This is a genomic window from Pseudoalteromonas sp. SCSIO 43095, from assembly GCF_023650455.1.
Classification (GTDB): domain Bacteria; phylum Pseudomonadota; class Gammaproteobacteria; order Enterobacterales; family Alteromonadaceae; genus Pseudoalteromonas; species Pseudoalteromonas tetraodonis.
Map to the genome: position 1 here is coordinate 581270 of NZ_CP087995.1, position 19268 is coordinate 600537.

A 19268-nucleotide genomic window follows, 5' to 3' on the forward strand; every position below is an offset into this window, starting at 1 on the left:
TGCGTATTAATTGGTTAGTGTATTACTTATTTTCCTCATCCCCTCCCTGTTTTTAATGCGCTTGCAGGGGGAATTACATTTACATCAATGTAGAGAGGGGGATTTAGTGTGGAAAGATGCCACCTAGTAATAAGGTGGCATATAGATAAGCTAGGTTTTTGGCTCAGACGCTAAATCGTCTTCCTGACGTAAAAAACCAGCGGCTTCCTCATCATCTTTGGTTAAAGCTGGCTGCATAGGCATAGCCCGTGTTTGCTGGTTTAACTGGTGCAGTTGAGATGCATTGCCTAAATCGCGTTCGCTAGTGATAGAGGCAATTGATTCTCGGTCTTTCAAAAATGCAATTACATCTTTTTTGATTGCTTGTAATTGACCTTCATCTTTATGCATTTCCATAATATGTCGAGGATGCTCGAGGTTTTTCATGCCTGTAGCTGCAAAGGTTGTAGAAACAATGCGCGAAACAATCACCCAAGGCGTTATGCTGCTACGTACCAAGGTATTTTCCGAGCGTGTGCTATCATGAATACCGGTGCCCGTTGATATTTTTGACTCAGTAAATGTACCCTCGCACTTGAAGTACACGAGTAAAGATTCAAATTGCATTTCAGCAAAAAATAAATGGGCACTATTGCTCAGCAGCTGAGCAAATGCTTTAACTAATATGCCGATAAGCAATAAATGAACACTTGCCATTAACAGCTCGCTAAACTCAATAATATTTTTATTATTAAAGGCTTGTTCAATACTATTTATATTAGCAGCGTCAATATAGTGGTAAATATTAATAAAAGAGTAAGCAAGCAACACAGTAAAGGTAAGCGCTACAATGTAGAGTAAGTTACCACTAATTAACGCAACTAAACGAGAAAGGTTAAAGTGCTTACCTAAATCCATTGTGTGTAGTTTAGGCTGAATTTCTTGAATCATTTCGCCTTTAAACCCGCCTTTTCCTTCAATTTGCTCTTGTAGTTTAGGATCTAGCTCACGATAAACCCTATTAGGTACTTCTTTATAACGGCGATTAGCCATTACTAAGTTATCAAGATTTATAAAAATTTCATCTGGATGAACAGACTCTTGCCAATTTTCACGTAGTTCTGATACTTCAGCGCTTGGTGTCACTTCGTTTAAACGCGCTTTAATCATCACAAAAACAAGTGCACAACTAAATGCAGCTAAAATAATAATGGCAGTTAAATAGAGGCCCGCGTTAAGGTTGGGCAATTGCTCAAGCCAATTGTCTATTTGTTGTTTGCTTATGCGCTGTTCCTGCATTATCCACGACATAGACAGGCCTATAGCAATGGGCAATATAAAGGATAAAGAAATGATTTTAGCAAGAGCACCAGTACCTAAGGCTTCAATATTTTTCTCTGCATTACGTGAAATAGGTTTGCCAGAAGAGCGCCAAGAAAACAGCACATAAAACATTAATATGGCACTATATATTGGAAAAGCTAGTTCGCCAGCTTCACCGGTAAAACCAGACAGTGACACAAAGGCGACCAATGCGTAAGCGATAAGAGCAACCAGTGTGCTTATCCATGAGCCAAATAAACGTTGGGCAACATTACGTATTGGGTAGGGTAAAAATAATAGTTTTGGTACTAAACTATGTAGCAAACGCGATAAAAAGCCATTCGGTTCTTTAAAAGTACTGTTTTTGCGACCAACAAGCATTTCTTCTAATGTTTGCGCAGTGTAGGCTACCTCGTTTTTTTCTTCTTGTGCAGTTGAGGTTTGTGACTTACTAAAATTAAACGCCAACGATGTCGGGTGGTTTCTACCTACGAAGTACTTAAGCGTTGCATAAATACCACCTGATAAAGTCCGAATTCCTAGGGCGAGTATTAACATGCCAAATATCATTAAGATCCAACCTGCTGTTGCATCTTCTTTTACAGAGCTAGATGCGATAACAAGCAAGCTGATGCCAACAACAGATTCAATAAGCCCTCTTATTGCTTTTACTTTACCTTCCAGTTTGAAAGGGTTTTTTAGTCCAAGATCGATTGATCCGTAATCAAAAGCCATCAAATGCTCCTTATAAATAGTAACCCTAAAAGGGAATATCAGCATAGCTAAAATAATGCATATATTATTGCTTAATTTCTGATTATATATCAATAATATTGTTCAGCTTAAGGTTACTTGAATATGATAAGTTAAATCTCTTAAAAGTTGTTATTGCTTAAAAGGGAGTATAGTAAATAACCTGGTATTTCAGCTAATCCATAAAGTGAATGTTTTGCCAAGAGGAAAATTGCATATTTTGGCCGTGGAAGTTGATAGTAAAGGTCGAGGAAAATAATGATATAAATCTAAAAAAAGGCTCTATTTTCGGTTCTATTAGGTTGAATTTACTTGCAATAGAAAACAGCTGATACGTAAATTTACTTTGTTTTAATAAAGTCTCTTAATCAATGTTCAGGTTTAGTTATATTGGATAAACAAATGCCAGCTTGTTAGCTGGCATTTTTAATAGCTATATAAAGCTAATTATGAAAATACGACGGTTTTATTGCCATTAATAAACAGCTTATGCTCTGATGCTAGTTGCAGTGCTTTACAAAACACCGTTTTCTCTACATCTTTACCCATTTTAGCCATCATCTCAGCTGTATTCGCATGAGTCACACTCGATACGTCTTGTAAAATAATCGGGCCTTCGTCTAGCTCATTATTAACAAAGTGAGCCGTGGCACCAATAATTTTCACACCACGTTCAAATGCTTGGTGATACGGTTTTGCACCAATAAAAGCAGGTAAAAATGAGTGATGAATATTAATGATTTTACCCTCAAAACGACCCACAAATTCAGGGCTTAAAATACGCATGTATTTAGCTAGGCCAATAATGTCAGGGTTATAGCTGGCAATTAAGTCACCGACTTTTTCGTCGTGCTCACTGCGCGTAAGTCCTTCATGAGAAACCACATGAAAAGGAATATTAAACCCTTTCACTAGAGGCTCTAGAGTAGGGTAGTTAGCGATAACGGCGAGTATCTCTATGTTTAGAGCTTGTTCAAATTGCTTTAATAACATGCCGCCCAAGCAATGAGCTTCTTTTGTGGCTAATAGTACCACTTTGGTTTTTTCTTCACCGTGTAGTGCCACTTCTGCGCCAGCTGGTAATACGTCGCGAAGTTGTGACAAAAACTCAGCATGTGGTTCGCCTGTAAGCTCTGTGCGCATAAAAAAGCGTTGTGCATCTTTATCAACAAATTCGTTGTTACGAATAATATTTAAATTATGCTGATTACACAGTCCGGTAATTTTGGCGATTAAGCCTATATCGTCTGCGCATTGGGTGGTTAGTATATAACTCATTTTCCTCATTCTTACCCAGTGGTTAGTTGCTTCATTATTTGTGTTTTAACTCAGAAAGCAAGACCTTTGTGTGATGGCCAATGTTTAATTTTAATTTACGCTAAGATAGCGTTAGTAAGGTTAATTTAGCTTTGAGTAAGTTTAACAAATTGTGTTCTAGTAGGGATTTAAAACAAGGAACTAAATCAGTTGTTTATTACTATATTTATACTATTGCCTAGTTAAAAAGTTGTTTCTAGTGTGCTTTACTAGCATACGAGTATATTAAATTGCGAATTAACTCTGTTTGTGCTTAATTTGTATACAAGTGTGGCGCTGTTGTCAGTAATATAAACAATGGAAACTTAGCTGCTAAGCGGCTGCAAAATAAAAAGCTTAATGGCTTATAATGTTAATTGGAGAAATAATGGGTAATTTAAGCTTAAAAAACAAATTGCTATTGTTGGCTGTTTTACCATTGATAGTATTACTAATCAGTTTTATGGCGGGCTCTTATTATTTAGAGAAGCAGAATCAACAGCAAAACTTTAATGAGTTCAAAACTAAATTAATTGCTGATAAACAGACTCTATTAAAAACAGAAGTAGAAATTGGTTCTCAAATAGTGCAATACCAATTAGCACAAGGTAATGAACAAGACGCAAAAAATGCGTTGCGAGATTTAACTTTTGGCGAAGATGGTTACTACTTTATTTATGATACCGATGGTATTAGTGTTTTTCATGCATTACTGGGTGATGCAATAGAAGGTCAAAATAAAATAGGGATGACCGACCCAAACGGTAAAAAAATAGTGGTTGGCCTACTTGAACAAGCGCGTAAGGGCGGTGGCTCGTTTACTTATCATTTTCAAAAGCCCAATACCACAGGCTTAGTCGAAAAAATTGGCTATGCTGCCATGATCCCAGGTACTAATTGGATGATTGGAACTGGCACTTATATGGATGATATTGAAGCTGAGCTGGTAAAGTATCAAGCAACTATGGAGCGCCATTTAAGCGAAAAAATGACCACTTTGGTTTTAATATCACTTCTGCTTCTTGGTTTAGCAGCAGCCGGTGCGTTGTATGCTTCTAACAATATGCTAAAACCGATCAAACGTATGGTGCAAAGCTTAGATGATATTGCTAAAGGGGAGGGGGATTTAACCCGACGCTTAGAAATAGATACCCATGATGAAATTGGTCAGTTAGGTGAATCTTTCAATGTATTTGTGAGCAAGCTACACAGTATTATTGCCGGTGTGGTTGATGTAACAAGTGACGTTAAAACAGCCTCCTCAGATATTAATACGCAAACATTACTGATAGAAGACAAGTTATTAAAGCATAACCATGAAACCGATTTAGTGGCAACGGCGATTACCGAAATGTCAGCAACCTCACATGAAGTTGCGCAAAATACCACACAAGTTGCGATATCAACGCAGGCGGCAACAAAAGAAGTGGCTAATGCGCAAGATTGTGTGGATGTTTCATTGAGTGAAGTTTCAAACTTAATGGGCGAAATTAACCAAGCCGCAGAGCAGGTTAACTCGTTAAGTGAACAATCTAAAAAGATTAATAGCGTATTGAGTGTCATTGGGGGTATTGCTGAGCAAACTAACTTACTGGCATTAAATGCGGCAATTGAAGCGGCACGCGCAGGTGAGCAAGGTCGTGGGTTTGCGGTGGTGGCTGATGAAGTTAGAAGTTTAGCGAGCAGAACTCAAGATAGCACATTAGAAATTAATGAAATGCTTAGCGAATTACATAACTTAGTTACTGCGGCTGTAGGAGCCATGCAAGCGAGTCAACAAAGCTGTAACCGCTCTGTAGAGTCTTCACGCGCTATATCTGAAAGTTTAGGTGCGGTTACTACATCGGTAACAACAATTAACGATATGAGTACACAAATTGCCACCGCAGCTACTGAGCAAAGTAGCGTTACAGAAGAGATAAACCGTAACGTTTATGCAATTCAAGAAATTGTGAATGAATTAACGCAATCGAGTAAAACGACCTCTTCGGTAAGTCAGCACTTAGCGGGACGAGGTCAAAACTTAGGTGATTTAGTCGGTCAGTTTAAAATATAAATAACATTTAGCTATTAATTGCTTTTAGAAGCCGTGACTTATTTAGTTACGGCTTTTTTTGCTTTATTTTTAGCTAAAGCGCAATAGTTTATAGCCTGCTACATCTATAAATATTTAACAGCACAGCGATTTTTTTAATATTTTTATTAGCGACTAATGTACACTATAAGGGTCTGTTGACCTTTTGGATTGAAATGTGTTCAACCTCGAAAGACAAACAGATCCTAGCTAATCTCATTAATAAGTACTTACTTATTACAGTAAATTTATAGTGAAACGACTATTTTAGGGTTTTTAAATGATAGAGTATCCGGTTGATCAGTTACCACAACTCATAAATGACTTATTGCAGTGTGATACCACTGAGCGCAAAAATAAATTACTAATAGATGCTCAGCAAACTTTATCAACTGAGCACTTATCTTTATTGTTTGAGGCGATCCCTAAAGAGCAGCGTCTCGAAATTTGGCATTTATTAGATGAAGACACGCAGCACGAAATTTTTGTTAATTTAAGTGAAGATAGCTGTTTATGGTTACTACAAACACTAGATGACAGTGCCGGATTTAAATTATTAGACGAAGTAAATGTTGAAGAGCTACTTGAGTTAGAAGAAGTTATTCCACAACGTTTTATTGATTACGCTAAAAAACAACTCGATGAAGCACAAACTAAGCAATACGAACTGGCTCAGCAATATACGCCAGAGCAATTAGGTCACTGGATTGGGTTTGATTTTTTAAAGGTGTCAGACAAACTCACTGCGGGTGGCGCTAAAAAGCTGCTACACAAAGGCTTACCGCAATACAGCGAAGTTATTTATTTGGTGAGCCGTAAAGGTAGCTTAATCGGTGAAGTTGCGGTTAATGATCTGATAAAAGCGCATGATAACGAGAGTTTAATGACGCTAGCTAATCATGACTTTACCTCATTGCACGCAGACCATGATTTATATGAAGCCGCTGAAGTGGTTATTCATAGCGAGAAAATGGCCATGCCCGTGGTTAATGCCGATAACAAATTAATAGGGCGTTTAACCATTGCATCAGCTTATGAGTTACGTCAAGAAATAGCCGACGAAGCGGCAGCAAAGGCCGGTGGTTTACGAGAAGACGAAGACTTATTTGCCAGTGTTCGTAAAAGTGCTAAAAACCGTGGTATTTGGTTAGGTATAAACTTAGCAACAGCATTTTTAGCCTCGTGGTTTATCGGTTTGTTTGGCGCAACTATAGAGCAAGTGGTGGCACTTGCGGTATTAATGCCTGTAGTGGCATCAATGGGCGGTATTGCCGGTAGCCAAACCTTAACGGTTATTGTACGAGGACTGGCTCTGGGTCAGGTTACTGACTCAAACCGAAACGCATTACTTAAAAAAGAGCTGCGAGTAGGGGCGGTAAATGGCTTGGTGTGGGCTTTAGTAATTGGTTTGCTAACCTTTGTATGGTTTAACGATATTATGCTTAGTATAACCATTACCGTGGCAATACTGCTGAATTTAGTGGCTGCATCGTTGGCGGGCGTAGTGATCCCCTCTATTTTAGATAAAATGAAAATTGACCCTGCGTTGTCGGGTTCAGTGATTTTAACCACAGTCACTGATATTATCGGCTTTGTAACCTTTTTAGGGTTAGGTAGTTTGTTATTACTCTAATTTTTAAGCTAAACGCCAGTTCCATGGAGTGGCGTTTAGTAATATATAAAATAATAGCATTACAAGCCCGTTAGAATGTTTTAAACAACAGTACTTGTTTTATTTCTACCTTCGGTTTTTGCGCGGTACAAGGCTGTGTCTGCGGCGCACAACAGCGCCTCGTAGGTGCGATATTGACTATTATGTTCACAGGCAATCCCTTGGCTCACACTAACTTTAACCTCTGGTGGTAGGCCTATATCTGTAAATGTCATCGCATTAATTTGTTGTTGTACATGCTTGGCAACAATCGTTGCACTTTTTATATCGCAACGCGGTAAAATAATAGCAAACTCCTCACCGCCATATCTCGCAGCCAAACACTCTCTTGACGGAATACAATGCAAAAGCATTTTTGCAATTTTTTGTAAGCATTTATCACCTTTAATATGCCCATAGGTGTCGTTGAATTTTTTAAAGTGATCTACATCAATCAATATGCTGGTTAGAGGTTGTTTGCTTTGAATACTTTCTTGCCAGTCGCCTAAATAAAAAGGTGATCGATGCATAAGGACTCGTTATTATTTTATTTGTAAGCACGCTTAATTAATTTAATATGATTTAAAATCATATTAAGGTTTTTATTTATTTTAGGTCGCTTTTATTAAGCGTAACAATGCGTTGTGGAAACGGAATTTCAATATTGGCATCGTTAATCGCTTTATACACACCGCCATTTATAGCGAGTTTAGTTTCAATAATTTTAGTGGTGGGCACCCAATAACGATAACTAATGGTGACGCCGCTATCAGCAAAACGTTCTATACCAATTTGTGCATTAGGGTGTTTAGCTACGAGTTCGTGATTGACTAATACGTTTTCAATAAGGCTTATCGCAGTATCACTACAGGCACTGTAGGCTATGTCTATTTCACCTTTTACCAATGAATAATTAAATGAGTTATGCAGAATTTCGCCAACAATATGCTTGTTAGGAATGGTTATTTCTACTTTTTCTTCATTAATTAATATGGTGTGCCCCAGCTCAATTACTTTTACTTGGCCACTAACGCCTTTTACTTCTATGGTATCGCCAACCACAAATGGCCGCGTAGCAATAATAGCAAGCCCCGCGCCATAATTAGAAAGCATACCTTGTAACGCTAAGCCTGCGCCTAATGAGGCGGCACCTATTGCAGCTACAAATGGGGTTACACTAATGCCAATTTTACCAAGCGCAATAATGATCACCATAATGATCAGCAGTACTTTTACAACATTACTGACAAAATTAGTCAGGGTGATATCAATGTTATGGCGGGTCATTAAGTTTGCGACAACTTCGGCGAGCTTTTTAGCGACCCACAGGCCAACGAGTAGAATAAAAATAGCGCCCACTATTTGCATACTGTAGGTAACTAAATACTCGGTAAGTAGGGCGTAGTACTTTTCAAATTGCTGAATTTCGGAACTGATCATGCTGGGCTCTATTTTTAGCGATACTGTTATCCGCTTACTATAACAAAGTATTAACTAAAATTGGATATAATAGTGGTACTATCACTGCGGTTAATAATGCACTGAGTGCCATAGCCACTGATGAAAATGCGCCTATTTTTGGGTGTTCGGCAATAGCTGCCGCCGTACCAATTGCATGGCACGCGGTACCGATTGCAATTCCTTGTGCCTCAAAGTTATAAATCTTAACTAATTTGAGCAATATAAAGCCAAACAAAGCCCCCAATAAACCAATAAAAATAACCATGGCAGCGGCAAGTGAGCTAATTCCTCCCAATGAGTCAGTAACCAGCAGTGTGATAGGGGTTGTTACACTGAGTGCCGCAACAGAGGCGCTCAATTGTGAGGGCACAGCAAATAAAATACTTAATACAAAAGCCACTAGTGTGGCGTTAACAATACCTATACTGCAAGTAGCGACAATTAATAGTAAGTTTTTACGTACGTGCATAAATTGCTGATAAAGCGGCAAGGCTAAAGCAACAATGGCCGGCTCTAATAGCCAACTTAGTAACTGACTATGTGAGGCAAATTGTGAATAGGGTAATTTAAGGTTGACTAACAGTAGGGCAATAATGCCAATGCTTAAAAAAACAGGGTTGGTTAATGACTTTAAAATACTCTGGTTTATCTTAAGATTAACCGCTCTTAGCGCAATAAAGAGAATAATAATAAATGGCACGGTTAACCACCATAGGCTGGGGTTTATGCTAGTGGTTAAGTTAGTCATTATTAGCTCTACCTTTAAAATAGCCCACTAGGCTTGCCACTAAGATTAAACTACTGAGTGGGACTAATAAGATGACCGCAGTTAAGAAAGGCCAATGTGATTTAATTAGCCCTAAATGTTCTATAAAACCGACGCCTGCAGGAATAAAGAAAATAGGCATTACATTCAAAATAGGTGATGCACAGGGGGCGAGTTGATGTTCTTTAACTATGCCTAATAACAGTAACGTTAGCAGCAAAACCATGGCGAGTAGAGGAGCAGGGAAACTCGCATCAAGAAGATGCATAATGAATTTGCTTGTTGCTAAGCACAATAAAATAATTGCGCTACTTAGTAGGTATTTCATTAATTTGGCTCACTAGAATAGAAGAGCCTAACTTTAACAAATAATGCTGTTATATGCATTGTGCCTTAGTATTACCATCAATGTTACCAGCGCTTGGCGTTTGTAAACTCAATATCAGCTTTCCCTTTAGCTTTAGCAATGGCTTTTTTAGTATTAGGGTTGATCAGTAAGCGAATTTGGCTCCATGTTTCTTTAGCGAGTATTTTTCGAACAGGGGCTTTATAGCTTTGTTGAGTTACACGCTTTATTGCAGCTAATGTGTCAGGTGAGCGCGCTAGCAGTGTATCAAGCATCTCTTTAGTTGCTTTATCTGTATCGTCGGTTGTTTTGGTTACTAAACCTAGTTCAAAAGCATGTTGTGCGTTTATTGGATTTGCGTGACTTGCTAACCAAAGCGCTTGGTCGCGTTTTACTAAGCCTGAAAGCATAACATTAGCGCCCATATCTGGGCATAACCCCCAGCGCGCTTCCATAATGGCGAGTTTGGCATCGTGGTGAACAATCCGGTAATCGGCACCCAGTGCTATTTGCAATCCACCCCCAAGGCAATTTCCGTTTATTTTGGCAATAACAGGCACACTCAACGATTGCCAACCAAGTACTACTTTTTGCGCTAAATTTTGATTACCAGGAAGCCATTTAAATAGGAGTTTTATAATATTCATTGGCGAGGCCATAACCGCGTTAATATCAAGCCCTGCGCAAAAGTGTTCGCCTTTACCGGTTAATACAACCGCACGAATACTTGCATCTTTTTTAATATTTTTAATCACCTTGTTAAGCTCAATAAACATAGTAAAGCTTAAGGCATTTTGTTTTTCTACTCGATTTAATGTGACGGTGGCAATGCCCTGTTTTTTTTCTAGTTTTATCATATCGCACTCCTCTGACCTGTTATTTGAGCTTATGTTTTTATTCGTGCTAAGTAAAGTGGGTGAAGATGAATAAAAAACAAAGTGAATTTTTTAATGCAATTGCGGTCTTTTATCTTTCAAGGCAGATTTAATCTTGAAAGGCTAGCAGACCCTAATGCTAACCAATCCATTAATATCTATAAGTATTAGGTAAAAGTAAAAAAGTCAGTATTTAACGTGTTTTTTTATCAAAACACTAACAACTTTTGATATTATGGCGCCAACTTAAAAGCTCAGAGGTTAACCACTTATGTCAGGTCCACGTTTATTTACGGTAGAAGAAGCAACCCATCAAGCTTATGATATTTTTTTGGAGCTGGCTCCCAACAACCTGAGTGATAAAGATGTTGAAGAATTTAACCTGCATCGTGAAGAACTTGGCTTTATTGAAGAAGATGAGCCCGATGAACAGTGGCAAGATTTTGTTGCACTAGAAATAGAGCCTGAGCATTTTATTCAAGTATTAGTGGGCCTCGAGTTTGATAACGAAGACGTCTTATTTGCGAAAATTTTAATTAGCCGTGATAAAGACGCGCCTTTTTGCCATATTTTATGGAAAGAAAGTGAATAACTTTTTCGGCCCCTTTTCATTATTACCATTTGCAAGAGAATGTATTTTGCGAAAGTACGTTGTATTACTGCTTTTATTATTTAGCTCCTACAGCTGGGCAGTGGATCCCTTTGAAGATTTTCATCAATATGGGGAGCTCTCCGATGAAGAAATTCATGAGCTACACAAAGGCGAAGTACTTTATGGTGATACCGAGTTTGGTTTTATTTTAAGTAAAGGTAATACCAACTCAACCAGTTTTAAACTCAAAGGTAATCTTTACCAAGATTTTGAAAACTGGCGTAATCAATTCAAAATAGATTCCTTATACAAACGTGACGAAAATGAAGAAACGGGCCAGTCGGATGTTACGGCTAATCGCGTGTTTGTTTCTGCGCAGGGTAACTACAAGGTAGGCGTTAAAAATTCGTCTTTCTTTATTTATGGCGATTATGAAGAGGATGAATTTAGCGGTCTTGATTTTAAAAGTACGGTGGCGACCGGCTATGGTGCACGTATTTATCAAGGGGTTAAAAACAAAGTAGATATAGATATTGGCCCTGGTTTATATCGCTCCGTTGCTGATGATGAGTCGACAATAAGCGAAGACGATAAAGACAAAATGGGTTACTTGTTACGTATTGCCATGCAATGGGAGAGGTTGGTATCTAAGCGTACTCGATTTAATCAAGACATTAGTATAGAGCAGTCTTTATCTGGGCTTAACTCACGGTTAAAGTCAGAAACGGCCTTAATTAGCCAAGTGGTTGGGGCTGTATCGCTCAAGTTTGCTTATATGTACCGTTATAACTCTAAGCCTGAAGAAGATAAGCTTAAATATGATTCAGAGCTCAGCGCAACGTTAGTATACAGTTTTTAATTTTTTAACTTTTTAATTGAGAGTGTTATGTATCAGCATAAGCAGTATGCGGTATTTATATTTGTAGTATTGGCATGGATAGGTGGGTTTGTTGCACTTGCATGGAATTTAATGGGTGCCGATGTGCCGTTAATGGTATTTGCAGGTATTTTATTGCTGGTGGGTTTTTTATTTCATGGTTTAACCATTAAAGTTGATGAAGCCCATATTAGCTGGGCATTTGGTCCAGGCGTTGCGGGTCAAAAATTAGCACTAGAGGACATAGTTGACGTAAAAGCAGTACAAAACTCTTACCGTCACGGTATTGGTATCCGCATTACGCATGATGGTTGGATTTATTCAGTATCAGGCTTTAGTGCCGTGCAATTAACGCTTAAAGATGGCAGCCAATACCGCTTAGGCACTAATGACCAAGCAGGATTAGTTGCTGCGCTTGAAGATAAAATAACCCCTGGCGAAGCACCTGCAGCAGAGCCTCAAGTTAAATTACGTACGCATAATAATATGCTATAAAAAAAAGCGCCTGAGGCGCTTTTTTTATTACTGGATTAGGGTTTAGTGGTCGTGACCACAACCGCCTTCACCATGTACATGGCCATGTTCAAGCTCTTCAGCCGTTGCATCGCGTACTTCTAAAATCTCTACATCAAAATTGAGCGTAATACCAGCGAGTGGGTTGTTACCATCAACAATCACTTCTTCGTCTTGAATATCGATGATCATGACTGACTGGTCGCCGTCATCGGTGGTTGCACGAAATTGCATGCCCACTTCAATGTCCATGCCTTCAAACATTGATTTTGGCACTGCTTGCATTAGGTGATCATGACGCTCACCGTAACCTTCTTCAGGTTCAACTTTTATACTTAGCGTATCGCCAGCTTGTTTGCCTTGCAGCGCGTTTTCAAGTCCTGAGATCAGGTAACCCGTACCAACGATAAAAATTAATGGCTCACCGCCAAATGAGTTATCAATGGTATTGCCATCATTATCTAGTACAGAGTAATGCATTTTTACCACTTTATTTGCTGCAACGATCATAGTCATTCCTATTATTCATCTTCAAGAGAGTAAGGTAGAGGCAGAATGTTTAGCTCTACCGAAGGGGTATGTTTTGCACGAAGAACCTGAGCGGTGTCAGTATCGTTTGGCAACACAACTAAGCCAGTTAAAGTGTGTGTTTTTTCATTAAAACTTTGCGCAATAAGTTTGCCCGCGCGGCGCCAGTTTTCACCTAACTGGGTTTCGATATCGGGTGCATCGAGCAATCCTTCACTTTGCCCTGTAACGATATACATGGCACGTTTATTTTTACCTAAGTATTTCATACGTGCGACGGTTTCTTGGCCGGTGTAGCAACCCTTTTTAAAACTGATGCCATTGATGGCTTGAAGGTTAACCATTTGCGGCACATATTCATCAATTGCATCAACGCTTAACTGAGGCTCACCAGCTAGCAGTGAGCCCTGTTGCCACATAGCGTCGTTGTCGAGGGTAGATACTTCATCAGGTAAGCAAAATTGGCTATCAACCATAAGTAAAACGCGGTTTGGCGCAAGTTTAAGGGCTTTGCCGTTAGCAAAGTCGCATGCTGTGGCATCGTCACTAAAGTGAATATCAAGTTGCGTAAGCAAATCAGTTAGGTCATCACCTAATAAACCAATTAATCGCTCTGGGGCTTTATTAATTTCAACTTTTGCAAATACAGCGTATTTTTTTAACTCAGCCAGTGAGCGTTCTACTTCAGCACTTGATCCGGTTAAATAATAGTTTTGCTGGTAAGAAAATAGCTTAAATACACCCCACAGCTTACCTTTTGCGTTACAGTGACCTGTCCACAAAAAGTTGTTGTTGTTGATTTTATTGAGATCTTGAGTGATTTGTCCGTGTAGGTAAGATAATTTATCTGTGCCTGAGAGGCTAATAACCTGATGTGATAAAGGACATGCATAAACCAGAGACATAAACACCTTCTTTGCAATAACAAATGAAACCACATAATAACGTAGTTAAAGCCGATGGTACAGCCACCAACAAGCGTTGTTTTTTTATAATTTAGTGCTGTTAAATTAACGTGCATTTGTTAAACTCGAATTAATTAAATATGAGGTTTAAGATGGTTGAAATACATAGTAAAGCACGTATCCGTTGGGCTTGCCGCCGTGGCATGTTAGAACTAGATGTTTTGTTTATGCCGTTTGTTGAAGAAGCTTATGATTCGTTGAATGCTAAACAGCAGGCGACTTTTCAGCGCTTATTAACACAAGAAGACCCAGATTTATTTGCTTGGTTTATGGGCCATGAAAAATGTAAAGACGTTGAGCTAAACAGTATGGTTGAGCTAATTTTAGACCGAGTTCGTGTATAGGTTTATCGTTACAAATAATAAGACAGACCACAAACAGATTGTGGTCTTTTTTTGTGTGCTAACTTTAATATTATGCTTATTTACCACTTCTATTTTGGCAACTCTTTTTTGCATTGCACTTAATATCGTTGCTGGCATTATCGTTTGGCGAAAAATCGTGGCTGCTCAGCCAGAGCAGGGCGTTATATTATTAGAGCCAAATCAATTTCGTTTTGAGAGTGAAAAGCTGCTAATTCAAGGGGTTATTGGTAAGCAAAGCCGATTACTTGGTCGCAGTGTGTGGTTGTATATTAATGGCCTTAGTGAAAACTATTGGCTGATTATCTCAGCCAATAGTGTTGATGAGCAAAGCTACGCGCGTTTAAAACGCGCAACACTTGCGGCAATTAATTGCGCTTTGGAGTCAAAATAGTGGGCGTTGGATTTTCGTTTTGCCCTGGGTAGTCAATGGTAAAGTGCAGTCCGCGACTTTCTTTACGTTCCATAGCACTTCTAATTATAAGCTCAGCTACTTGAACTAAGTTACGTAACTCAAGCAAGTTATTACTCACTCTAAAGTTCGCGTAGTAATCGTGGATTTCTTGCTGTAATAGTTCAACACGATGAAGCGCGCGTTCAAGTCGTTTGGTTGAGCGCACAATCCCAACATAGTCCCACATAAATAATCGCAGCTCATGCCAGTTATGGGTGATCACGATTTCTTCATCTGAGTTAGATACGCGGCTTTCATCCCAACTAGGTAAATCAACCAGTGCAGGAGCGGTCTTTATTTTACTCAAAATGTCTTTTGCTGCAGCATGGGCAAATACAACGCACTCTAATAATGAGTTACTTGCCATACGGTTAGCACCGTGCAGCCCAGTGTAAGCCACTTCACCCACAGCGTATAAATTAGCTAAGTCGGTTTTGCCATTAAAGTCGGTCATAACGCCGCCACAGGTATAATGTGCTGCGGGAACGACAGGGATTGCCTCCTTGGTGATATCAAGCCCTACGCTTAAACATTTGGCGTAAATCGTTGGGAAGTGTTCAATAATAAAATCTTTGTCTTTGTGGCTAATATCTAAATATAAGCAATTTGCACCAAGGCGCTTCATTTCAAAATCGATAGCGCGCGCGACTATATCGCGCGGGGCGAGTTCTTCTCGCTCATCAAACTCTTTCATGAATCGCGTGCCATCTGGGCGTTTTAAATAGGCTCCCTCACCACGCATTGCTTCGGTAATTAAAAAGTTTTGCAATTCAGGGTGATAAAGACTGGTTGGATGAAATTGATTAAATTCCATATTAGCAACGCGACACCCTGCACGCCATGCCATGGCAATACCATCACCGCTAGAAACATCAGGGTTAGAGGTATAAAGGTATACTTTACTTGCGCCACCCGTTGCTAGGGCAACAAATTTTGCGCCAATTGTTTCTACTTTTTTGGCTTTTTTATTCCACACATACATGCCATGAACATGTGAACCCATTTTGCCAATACTTTTATCGGTAATTAAATCAATCGCATTGTAATGCTCTAACAAGGTGATATTGCTGTGTGCTTGAACTTGGCTAATCAAGGTTGTTTGCACAGCTTTGCCTGTGGCATCGGCTGCATGCAAAATGCGTCGGTGGCTATGCCCGCCTTCACGAGTTAAATGAAAGCGCTCTTTACCTTTGCTATCAAACTCCATATCAAAAGGCACGCCTTGGTCAATCAGCCATTGCAGGCAGTCATGAGCATTGCTGGCAGTGTAATGAACCGCCTCTCTATCGCATAAACCGCCACCGGCGTCTAAGGTATCTTCAACGTGAGACTCTATACTGTCATTTTTTTTATCAAAAACAGCGGCAATTCCGCCTTGGGCATAAAGAGTAGAACCTTCGGTTAATTCACCTTTACTAATTACGGTAACGTTACAGTAATTAGCCAAAGATAAAGCAAGTGATAAGCCTGCTGCGCCGCTACCAATAATAGCGACATCGGTAATGTGATGTTTATTTTGGTTCATCTGTGAGGTACTTTGCGGTTACAATGCTCAGATAGAGCAATATTTATTTTTAATACTTATAGTTGTACCATATTTGTAGCACTACCACGAAGTGGTTTTAGCGTATAAATACGTAATTTTTTAGCTATTTTATAAAAAAACAATATGAAGCAGAACTTTTTATTCATCTAAGGGTCAGAGTAGGTGTGAACAATGGCGACACTATGAATAATAAGCAAGAATCAATCAGAGGAGTACCGGCTCGAATGAGCGAGCAGGAATTAGATTTAGCGTTAGTGAAAAGGGTTCAGCAGGGAGATAAAAACGCCTTTAACCTATTAGTTAAGAAGTATCAGAACAAGATTGCCGGTTTGATCTCACGTTATGTATCAAATAAGGGTGACATTGCTGATGTAGCACAAGAGGCGTTTATTAAAGCGTATCGTGCCCTTCCTAATTTTCGTGGTGACAGTGCTTTTTATACTTGGCTTTACCGTATCGCCGTTAATTGTGCTAAAAATTACTTAGTGGCTCAAGGGCGTAAACCGCCAGCAAATGATATAGATGCTGACGATGCCGAGTTTTATGAGGGGGCTGATTCAATGCGTTCAAACGCATCACCTGAAAATTTACTATTAAGCGAAGAAGTACGCGCTGTTATTTTTAATACGATTGATAGTTTGCCTGAAGAGCTTAAAACCGCGATTACCCTTAGAGAAATTGAGGGGATGAGCTATGAAGAAATAGCCGTGGTGATGGATTGCCCAGTCGGGACGGTGCGTTCGCGTATTTTTCGTGCCCGTGAAGCAATTGATAACAAATTAAACCCATTAATAGGCGAGTCTTAGTATGACAAAAGCACACGTTAACCGCTTAGATAACGAATCGTTATCAGCATTACTTGACGGTGAGCAAGCATTAAATGATGCCGAGATTGCATCTGCTGATGTAGCTACATTTGGCCGTTACGCGTTAATCGGTGATGCAATGCGAGCTAAAGAAAACAACAAAAATATGGATTTTGATATTAGTGATCGCATTTCATTAGCACTTGATAGTGAGCCGGTTTATGCAGACTTTAGCCAGTCTGAAAGTGTGGCAAAGCCGGTAAGCACTGAAGTCGACAACAAAGTCGTGGCGTTTAATTGGCGCAAGCCGGTTGCGCAGTTAGCAATAGCAGCTAGCGTGGCAATGTTTACTATTGTTGGCGTGAACACCTTGCCGCAAGGTGAAGATGCTGTGCAAAACGAAATTCCTTTATTACAAACCACGCCGTTAACCGGCATGGCATCGCCAGTGAGTTATTCATCAGCACCGGCGCTAGTGAACGCAGAGCAAGGCTTACGAGAGCTTCAACAGCAACGTATTGGCGCTCTAGTACTTGAACACCAGCGTCAAGCACGTGTGGCTCATTCGTTGAAAACTGCGAAAACAGATGAAACGTCGCAAGAGGAAAAAAACTAATTAGATGAAAGTAATAACTTTTGTTATGTCGTTGGTATTAAGTTTTAATGCTTTTGCCAATGACACAAACCCCGCTAAAGATTTACTGCTTGAAATGGCCAGTGCAGTTCATACACGTAATTTTGATGCCTCTTTTGTTGTTGTTAAAGGCAAAAGTATGGAGCCCTACCGTTGGGTGCATGCTAAACAGGGGGACGTTGAGCTTGAGCATTTGAGTTTACTCAACGGTGCTGGCCTTGAAATGATCCGCATTGACAACCAAGTTACCTATTTTGAGCCACAATCAGAGCCGTATTCGTTAACAACCGACTCAATTGCCGGCCCTATTCCTGAAGTGCTTTTTAAAGATATTAACCGCTTAAGTGCGCATTATGATTTTGTGCTTGGTGGTAAAGGCCGCATTGCTGGGCGTCCCGCGCAATTAGTTCGAATTGAATCTAAAAACGAAGACAAATACAACTATTGGATATGGATTGATACTGAGTCGTCGTTATTATTAAAGGCAGCGTATGTTAATCATCAAGGTGAAGCGCTTGAGCAATTACAGCTCACTCATATTAGTGTGACTGAGCAACCGGCAAACTTATTATTAGAAGTGCTTAATCGTAACTTTCCAACCCCATTACCTGCCAATTCAATTGACGAACAAACTAAAGCGAATGCCATGAACTGGACTATTGGCTGGTTACCTGAGGGGTTTGAATTACTTAAGTCAGACAGGCATAAGCTCGACTTAAATAATGAATTAACAGACTATTATTTATTTTCTGATGGGTTTGTTGAAGTATCGGTGTTTGTACAACGACCACTACCGGGTAAGCGTTTAAGCGGTGCCCTCACCTCAGGGGCAACTACGATTTATGTACACAACGGCGGAAATTTTGATGTCTCTGTGGTGGGAAACATTCCAACCATGAGTGCCAAAGCCATTGCTGAGTCTGTATCGCGGGCATTATAAGTAACTAAACTATGATTGAACAAACGTTAACCGTCGTGGCCCTTAGTGGCCACGTTGCGCATTTAGAAGCCCAACAAAAACAGGCCTGTGAAGGCTGTAATGGACGTTGTGGTTCACAAGTGTTTAGTAAGTTATTTGGTACCGCCAAAAAAACATTACCTTATAAATTTGAAACACAGTTAGAAATAGGCCAAAAAGTAACTTTGTCATTGGATGATAGCCATGTTGTAAAGCATGCCTTTGCAGTTTACATGCTGCCTTTGTTTTTGAGTTTAATATTCGCTTTAATAGCCAGTGAATTGATATTGTTAGCCGAAGGCTGGCAAATTTTAGCCGCGATATTGGGTGGGATCACCGGCTTTTTAATTGCTAAAACATGGGTGAAATCATTAAGACATGAGATAAAAGTGATAAAAATTCATCCAATTAGCCTCCCTTTAACTCAAATAGATGGTGATTGACGCCAATTAAATGTAAAATTGCGTTTTTATGCCACAGTAACTTGAAAATACACAGCAAGTATTTTC

The 19268-nt window shown here is 39.5% G+C and carries 20 protein-coding genes and 1 pseudogene; 11 read left to right on the forward strand and 10 right to left on the reverse strand.

The window, feature by feature from the left end:
- Positions 1 to 150: 150 nt before the first annotated feature.
- Positions 151 to 2037, reverse strand: coding sequence for a hypothetical protein (locus LOC50_RS02680; protein WP_069440029.1), 1887 nt, complete (start codon positions 2035 to 2037; stop codon positions 151 to 153).
- 465 nt (positions 2038 to 2502) lie between these two features.
- Complete coding sequence (purU, locus tag LOC50_RS02685) at positions 2503 to 3333, reverse strand: formyltetrahydrofolate deformylase (protein ID WP_036981614.1); 831 nt, start codon at positions 3331 to 3333, stop codon at positions 2503 to 2505.
- 406 nt (positions 3334 to 3739) lie between these two features.
- Between purU and LOC50_RS02690 the strand changes: the two genes are divergently transcribed.
- A complete protein-coding gene (locus LOC50_RS02690) occupies positions 3740 to 5407 on the forward strand; it encodes a methyl-accepting chemotaxis protein (protein ID WP_076920662.1) in 1668 nt (555 codons plus the stop codon).
- A gap of 298 nt (positions 5408 to 5705) precedes the next feature.
- A complete protein-coding gene (locus LOC50_RS02695) occupies positions 5706 to 7058 on the forward strand; it encodes a magnesium transporter (RefSeq protein ID WP_138626670.1) in 1353 nt (450 codons plus the stop codon).
- Positions 7059 to 7138: 80 nt separating this feature from the next.
- Here the strand turns inward: LOC50_RS02695 and LOC50_RS02700 are convergent.
- From LOC50_RS02700 to LOC50_RS02720, 5 genes and pseudogenes are all read right to left on the reverse strand, one after another.
- Positions 7139 to 7576 (reverse strand): annotated as a pseudogene (locus tag LOC50_RS02700) (GGDEF domain-containing protein); the annotation flags it as partial.
- A 106-nt stretch (positions 7577 to 7682) separates the two neighbouring features.
- Positions 7683 to 8516, reverse strand: coding sequence for a mechanosensitive ion channel family protein (locus LOC50_RS02705; protein WP_016899673.1), 834 nt, complete (start codon positions 8514 to 8516; stop codon positions 7683 to 7685).
- A gap of 37 nt (positions 8517 to 8553) precedes the next feature.
- Positions 8554 to 9285 carry an LrgB family protein gene (locus tag LOC50_RS02710; protein ID WP_013465650.1) on the reverse strand — a complete coding sequence of 244 codons (732 nt, stop codon included), beginning with the start codon at positions 9283 to 9285 and terminating at the stop codon, positions 8554 to 8556.
- Positions 9278 to 9631, reverse strand: a complete 354-nt coding sequence (locus LOC50_RS02715) for a CidA/LrgA family protein (protein WP_013465649.1) — start codon at positions 9629 to 9631, stop codon at positions 9278 to 9280. The genes LOC50_RS02710 and LOC50_RS02715 overlap by 8 nt, the downstream gene beginning before the upstream one ends.
- A gap of 83 nt (positions 9632 to 9714) precedes the next feature.
- Positions 9715 to 10506, reverse strand: coding sequence for a crotonase/enoyl-CoA hydratase family protein (locus LOC50_RS02720; protein WP_036981617.1), 792 nt, complete (start codon positions 10504 to 10506; stop codon positions 9715 to 9717).
- A gap of 289 nt (positions 10507 to 10795) precedes the next feature.
- Between LOC50_RS02720 and LOC50_RS02725 the strand changes: the two genes are divergently transcribed.
- From LOC50_RS02725 to LOC50_RS02735, 3 genes are read left to right on the forward strand one after another with little or no spacing between them, the layout of a single operon-like run.
- Positions 10796 to 11116: an HI1450 family dsDNA-mimic protein gene (locus LOC50_RS02725; RefSeq protein ID WP_013465646.1), complete on the forward strand. Its 321-nt coding sequence runs from the start codon at positions 10796 to 10798 to the stop codon at positions 11114 to 11116.
- A gap of 46 nt (positions 11117 to 11162) precedes the next feature.
- A complete protein-coding gene (locus LOC50_RS02730; RefSeq protein WP_013465645.1) occupies positions 11163 to 11975 on the forward strand; it encodes a DUF481 domain-containing protein in 813 nt (270 codons plus the stop codon).
- Positions 11976 to 12002: 27 nt separating this feature from the next.
- Complete coding sequence (locus tag LOC50_RS02735; RefSeq protein WP_013465644.1) at positions 12003 to 12488, forward strand: hypothetical protein; 486 nt, start codon at positions 12003 to 12005, stop codon at positions 12486 to 12488.
- Positions 12489 to 12530: 42 nt separating this feature from the next.
- Here LOC50_RS02735 and LOC50_RS02740 read toward each other — a convergent pair whose 3' ends face one another.
- Both LOC50_RS02740 and ygfZ read right to left on the reverse strand, forming a co-directional pair.
- Positions 12531 to 13016 (reverse strand): FKBP-type peptidyl-prolyl cis-trans isomerase, encoded by a 486-nt coding sequence (locus LOC50_RS02740; protein ID WP_250653576.1) that lies wholly within the window; start codon positions 13014 to 13016, stop codon positions 12531 to 12533.
- 11 nt (positions 13017 to 13027) lie between these two features.
- Positions 13028 to 13939, reverse strand: a complete 912-nt coding sequence (gene ygfZ / locus LOC50_RS02745; protein ID WP_250653577.1) for a CAF17-like 4Fe-4S cluster assembly/insertion protein YgfZ — start codon at positions 13937 to 13939, stop codon at positions 13028 to 13030.
- 152 nt (positions 13940 to 14091) lie between these two features.
- Between ygfZ and LOC50_RS02750 the strand changes: the two genes are divergently transcribed.
- Together LOC50_RS02750 and LOC50_RS02755 are read left to right on the forward strand one after the other, a co-directional pair.
- Entirely contained in the window at positions 14092 to 14343 is a 252-nt protein-coding gene (locus tag LOC50_RS02750) for an FAD assembly factor SdhE (RefSeq protein WP_250653578.1), read from the forward strand.
- A 55-nt stretch (positions 14344 to 14398) separates the two neighbouring features.
- Complete coding sequence (locus LOC50_RS02755) at positions 14399 to 14755, forward strand: hypothetical protein (protein ID WP_036981623.1); 357 nt, start codon at positions 14399 to 14401, stop codon at positions 14753 to 14755.
- Here the strand turns inward: LOC50_RS02755 and nadB are convergent.
- Positions 14730 to 16340 carry an L-aspartate oxidase gene (nadB, locus tag LOC50_RS02760; protein WP_036981625.1) on the reverse strand — a complete coding sequence of 537 codons (1611 nt, stop codon included), beginning with the start codon at positions 16338 to 16340 and terminating at the stop codon, positions 14730 to 14732. The genes LOC50_RS02755 and nadB overlap by 26 nt on opposite strands.
- A 245-nt stretch (positions 16341 to 16585) precedes the next feature.
- Between nadB and rpoE the strand changes: the two genes are divergently transcribed.
- The 4 genes from rpoE to LOC50_RS02780 are packed head-to-tail and all read left to right on the forward strand — an operon-like array spanning position 16586 to position 19202.
- Entirely contained in the window at positions 16586 to 17167 is a 582-nt protein-coding gene (rpoE, locus tag LOC50_RS02765) for an RNA polymerase sigma factor RpoE (RefSeq protein ID WP_036983401.1), read from the forward strand.
- A gap of 1 nt (position 17168) precedes the next feature.
- Positions 17169 to 17783 (forward strand): sigma-E factor negative regulatory protein, encoded by a 615-nt coding sequence (locus LOC50_RS02770; RefSeq protein ID WP_250653579.1) that lies wholly within the window; start codon positions 17169 to 17171, stop codon positions 17781 to 17783.
- Between the two features lie 4 nt (positions 17784 to 17787).
- The gene (locus tag LOC50_RS02775; protein WP_016899682.1) at positions 17788 to 18741 is read left to right on the forward strand and encodes a MucB/RseB C-terminal domain-containing protein; all 954 of its coding nucleotides are present in this window, start codon (positions 17788 to 17790) and stop codon (positions 18739 to 18741) included.
- A gap of 11 nt (positions 18742 to 18752) precedes the next feature.
- A complete protein-coding gene (locus LOC50_RS02780) occupies positions 18753 to 19202 on the forward strand; it encodes a SoxR reducing system RseC family protein (RefSeq protein ID WP_013465635.1) in 450 nt (149 codons plus the stop codon).
- Positions 19203 to 19268: the final 66 nt, after the last annotated feature.